This is a genomic window from Pseudomonas sp. (assembly GCF_049645325.1).
In the GTDB taxonomy this organism is placed as follows: domain Bacteria; phylum Pseudomonadota; class Gammaproteobacteria; order Pseudomonadales; family Pseudomonadaceae; genus Aquipseudomonas.
Genome location: NZ_JBARTQ010000094.1, coordinates 1 through 4,498, shown reverse-complemented (window position 1 = coordinate 4,498; position 4,498 = coordinate 1). Strand labels below are relative to the sequence as shown.

Here is a 4,498-nt window from a genome sequence, read left to right as displayed (position 1 = left end):
GGTTTGGGGCCGCTTCGCAGCCCAGCGCGGGGCAAGCCCGCTCACTACAACGATGTGTAGATACTTATGCCCTTCGCGGGCAAGCCCGCTCCCACATGTTTGACTGCGTTTATCCTGTGGGAATGCGGTCAAATGTGGGAGCGGGCCTGCTCGCGAAGAGGCAATCAGCTGCACTGAAGCTCTACAGGCTCAACGACCGATTCGACGCCTTGATGAACTCTTTCTTCAAGTCCTCAAAGGTATGCACCGCCGGGAACTGCGGGAATTCGCGAATCACATTCTCCGGCGCATGGAACAGAATCCCACGGTCGGCCTCGCCCAGCATGGTGGTGTCGTTATAGGAATCGCCAGCAGCAATCACACGGTAATAAAGGGTCTTGAAGGCCAGCACCGACTGACGCTTCGGGTCTTTCTGGCGCAGCTGGTAACTCACCACCCGGTCACTTTCATCGGTGATCAAGCGGTGGCATAGCAGGGTCGGGAAACCCAGCTGGCGCATCAGCGGCTGGGAGAATTCGTAGAAGGTGTCCGACAGAATTACCACCTGGAAACGCTCGCGCAGCCAGTTGACGAACTCGATGGCGCCGTCCAACGGCTTGAGGGTAGCGATCACTTCCTGGATGTCGGCGAGCTTGAGCCCGTGTTCGTCGAGGATGCGCAGGCGCTGTTTCATCAGCACGTCGTAGTCGGGAATGTCCCGGGTGGTGGCCCGCAGGGATTCAATACCGGTTTTTTCGGCGAAGGCGATCCAGATTTCCGGAACCAGCACCCCTTCCAGGTCGAGACAGGCAATTTCCACAAGACACTCCCATTGATGTTGTTGGTTGAGCGGGCAAAAGGACTGCCGAACTCTAGCGACTCCAGCTTGGCGCCGCAACGCAGAGCGGATTTTGATACCATCGCTCCCCTAGAGAGCGCTCAGCGCCACTGACCTGTAGGAACCGTCCTGATGAACCAAGCCTTCGACGTCGCTGAACTCGCCGCGACTTACGCCAACAAATCCGCCCAGGACATTCTCAAGCTGGCGTTCAGCCAGTTCGGTGATGACCTGTGGATTTCCTTCAGCGGTGCCGAGGACGTGGTGCTGGTAGACATGGCCTGGAAGCTGAACAAGAACGTCAAGGTGTTCAGCCTCGACACCGGCCGCCTGCACCCGGAGACCTACCGGTTTATCGAGCAGGTGCGCGACTTCTACAAGATCGACATCGAACTGATCTCGCCGGACCAGACCAAGCTGGAACCCTTCGTCAAGGAAAAGGGCCTGTTCAGCTTCTATAAGGACGGCCACGGCGAATGCTGCGGCGTACGCAAGATCGAGCCGCTGCGCCGCAAGCTCTCGGGCGTCAGCGCCTGGGCCACCGGCCAACGCCGTGACCAGAGCCCCGGCACCCGCAGCCACGTGGCAGCACTGGAAATCGACACCGCGTTCTCCACCCCCGAACGCACCCTGTACAAGTTCAACCCGCTGGCGCAGATGACCAGCGAGGAAGTCTGGGGTTACATCCGCATGCTGGAGCTGCCGTACAACAGCCTGCATGAGCGCGGCTTTATCAGCATCGGCTGCGAGCCCTGCACCCGCCCGGTGCTGCCTAACCAGCACGAGCGCGAAGGCCGCTGGTGGTGGGAAGAAGCCACGCAGAAGGAGTGTGGCCTGCACGCCGGGAATATCATCAGCAAGGCGTAAGCCCTGACGCGACCAAAAAGTATGGGACCGGCTTTGCGTGGGGGCTGGCTTGCCTGGGAGCTGGCTCGTGTGGGAGCTGGCTTGCCTGCGATGGCATCACCGCGGTGTGCCTGAAACACCAAAGTGCCTGCATCGCGGGCAAGCCCGGCTCCCACAAAAAACCTGCTCCCACATGTCCCTGTACCCAATGAAAACATGTACACACTAATGTAACCATCGGTGCCATTTATGTGTGCAATCCAGTTCAACCCGCACCAAAACGTAACACCCCTCCCCGCCCGACCTCCTCGCCCGTCAACACCCCTTCTCTTTCAGAAAAATAAATAGCTGTTCAAGCGGTCAATTTATAGTCCTTTAAATTCAGCCAGTTATTTAAACATCAAACAAAAACGAAATTAATTCCGCTTTTCATAGATCGAAAACTGGCACGCATGTGGCTTAAGGTGAAATACGCTTTGTATACAATAAATACAAAACCTACATACACTTTGCCATCCGCCGCTTTGCTGCAGATGCGCTGGAGCCTGCCGGAATGCGTACAAGCCTCTCGAATAACATCGCACTGGATCTGCCCTCCCCCCTGACTCCTGAGGCCGCAAGCCCCGGCCCGTTGGTACTCAGCCCTCGCCTGCACAACAAGGACCTGGCACCCACCAAAGCCGAAGGTCGGCGCTGGGGGCGCTACAGCATCTTTGCGCTGTGGACCAACGATGTGCACAACATTGCCAACTACTCGTTTGCCATTGGCTTGTATGCACTGGGCCTGGGCGGCTGGCAGATTCTGTTGTCGCTGGGGATCGGCGCGGCGCTGGTGTACTTCTTCATGAACTTGTCCGGGTACATGGGCCAGAAGACCGGCGTGCCCTTCCCGGTGATCAGTCGCATCAGCTTTGGTATTCATGGCGCGCAGATTCCGGCGCTGATTCGCGCGGTGATTGCGATTGCCTGGTTTGGTATCCAGACCTACCTGGCCTCGGTGGTTTTCCGCGTGCTGCTGTCGGCGATTCACCCAGGGTTTGCCGACTATGACCACAACTCGATCCTTGGCCTGTCGACCCTGGGCTGGGCCTGTTTTGTGGCGATCTGGTTGGTGCAGTTGGCGATCCTGGCGTACGGCATGGAAATGGTGCGCCGCTATGAAGCGTTCGCCGGGCCGGTGATCCTGGTGACCGTGGCCTCGCTGGCCGGCTGGATGTACTTCCAGGTCGGCGGCAACATTGCCTGGTCGATCCGCGAGCCTCTGAGCGGCGGCGAGATGTGGCGCAACATCTTTGCCGGTGGCGCGCTGTGGTTGACCATCTACGGCACGCTGATCCTCAATTTCTGTGACTTCGCGCGCTCTTCGCCGTGCCGCAAGACCATCCAGGTCGGCAACTTCTGGGGCCTGCCGGTCAACATCCTGGTGTTTGCCTCGATCACTGTGCTGTTGTGCGGCGGGCAGTTCCAGCTCAATGGCCGGGTGATCGAAAGCCCGACCGAAATCATCGCAGCCATCCCCAACACCTTCTTCCTGGTGCTGGGCTGCCTGGCGTTCCTGATCGTCACCGTGGCGGTGAACATCATGGCCAACTTTGTCGCGCCGGCCTTCGTGCTCAGCAACCTGGCGCCCAAGTACCTGAACTTCCGTCGGGCCGGGCTAATCAGCGCCACCGTTGCGGTGCTGATTCTGCCGTGGAACCTCTACAACAGCCCGCTGGTGATCGTGTATTTCCTCTCCGGCCTGGGCGCACTGCTGGGGCCGTTGTACGGGGTGATCATGGTTGATTACTGGCTGATCCGTAAAGGCCGGGTGGACGTATTGCAGCTGTACAGCGAAGACCCGAACGGCGCTTATTACTACAGCCACGGGGTCAATTTACGCGCGGTGGCGGCGTTTATTCCTGCGGCAGTCATCGCGATCCTGCTGGCGCTGCTGCCCGGGTTTGCCAGCGTCGCACCGTTTTCCTGGATGTTTGGCGCCAGTATTGCAGGGTTGTTGTACCTGCTGATCGCCAAGCGCCAGCCGTTCTACGCCGATGTCAGCGGCGAAAGCATTGCAGTCGATAACGTCAGTCATTAACCAAGGACATTCCATGCGCATCCTCGTGGTCAACGTCAACACCACCGAATCCATCACTGAAACCATCGCCCAGCAGGCGCGGGCCGTGGCCTCGCCGGGCACCGAGATCGTCGGGCTTACCCCGTACTTCGGCGCCGAATCGGTGGAAGGCAACTTTGAAAGCTACCTGGCCGCCATCGCCGTGATGGACCGGGTCATGGCTTACGATCAGCCGTTTGATGCGGTGATCCAGGCCGGCTACGGCGAACATGGCCGCGAAGGCTTACAGGAATTGTTGAATGTTCCGGTGGTGGACATCACCGAAGCGGCGGCCAGTACGGCGATGTTCCTGGGCCACGCGTATTCGGTGGTCACCACCCTCGACCGCACGGTGCCGCTGATTGAGGACCGCCTGAAACTCGCCGGCCTCTATCAACGCTGCGCCTCGGTACGCGCCAGCGGCATGGCGGTACTGGAACTGGAAGCAGACCCGCTGGCGGCGATGGAAGCCATCGTGCGCCAGGCCGAATTGGCGATCAGTGAGGACAAAGCCGAAGTGATCTGCCTGGGCTGCGGCGGGATGGCCGGGCTGGATGAGCAAATTCGTTACCGCACCGGCGTGCCGGTGGTGGACGGTGTGACGGCGGCGGTGACCATTGCTGAGTCGTTGGTACGGTTGGGGTTGTCGACGTCGAAGATCAGGACTTATGCGACGCCACGGCCGAAGAAAGTGATCGGCTGGCCGGGGCAGTTCGGCCGGTAGACCGAGGCGCCTG

4 protein-coding genes are annotated in these 4,498 nt (G+C 59.6%); 3 read left to right on the top strand and 1 reads right to left on the bottom strand.

What is annotated here, in order from left to right:
- Window positions 1-181: 181 nt before the first annotated feature.
- Window positions 182-799 carry a bifunctional phosphoserine phosphatase/homoserine phosphotransferase ThrH gene (gene thrH, locus WBB95_RS03855; protein ID WP_424486376.1) on the bottom strand — a complete coding sequence of 206 codons (618 nt, stop codon included), beginning with the start codon at window positions 797-799 and terminating at the stop codon, window positions 182-184.
- Between the two features lie 150 nt (window positions 800-949).
- Between thrH and WBB95_RS03850 the strand changes: the two genes are divergently transcribed.
- From WBB95_RS03850 to WBB95_RS03840, 3 genes are all read left to right on the top strand, one after another.
- On the top strand, window positions 950-1,684 hold the full coding sequence (locus WBB95_RS03850; RefSeq protein WP_424486375.1) for a phosphoadenylyl-sulfate reductase: 735 nt from the start codon (window positions 950-952) through the stop codon (window positions 1,682-1,684).
- A 532-nt stretch (window positions 1,685-2,216) separates the two neighbouring features.
- On the top strand, window positions 2,217-3,743 hold the full coding sequence (locus WBB95_RS03845) for an NCS1 family nucleobase:cation symporter-1 (protein ID WP_424486374.1): 1,527 nt from the start codon (window positions 2,217-2,219) through the stop codon (window positions 3,741-3,743).
- Window positions 3,744-3,756: 13 nt separating this feature from the next.
- On the top strand, window positions 3,757-4,485 hold the full coding sequence (locus WBB95_RS03840) for an aspartate/glutamate racemase family protein (protein ID WP_424486373.1): 729 nt from the start codon (window positions 3,757-3,759) through the stop codon (window positions 4,483-4,485).
- Window positions 4,486-4,498: the final 13 nt, after the last annotated feature.

Coding starts and splice junctions, on each gene's coding strand:
- WBB95_RS03850 (WP_424486375.1), top strand. CDS start 950: ATGAACCAAGCCTTCGACGTCGCTGAACTCGCCGCGACTTACGCCAAC.
- WBB95_RS03845 (WP_424486374.1), top strand. CDS start 2,217: ATGCGTACAAGCCTCTCGAATAACATCGCACTGGATCTGCCCTCCCCC.
- WBB95_RS03840 (WP_424486373.1), top strand. CDS start 3,757: ATGCGCATCCTCGTGGTCAACGTCAACACCACCGAATCCATCACTGAA.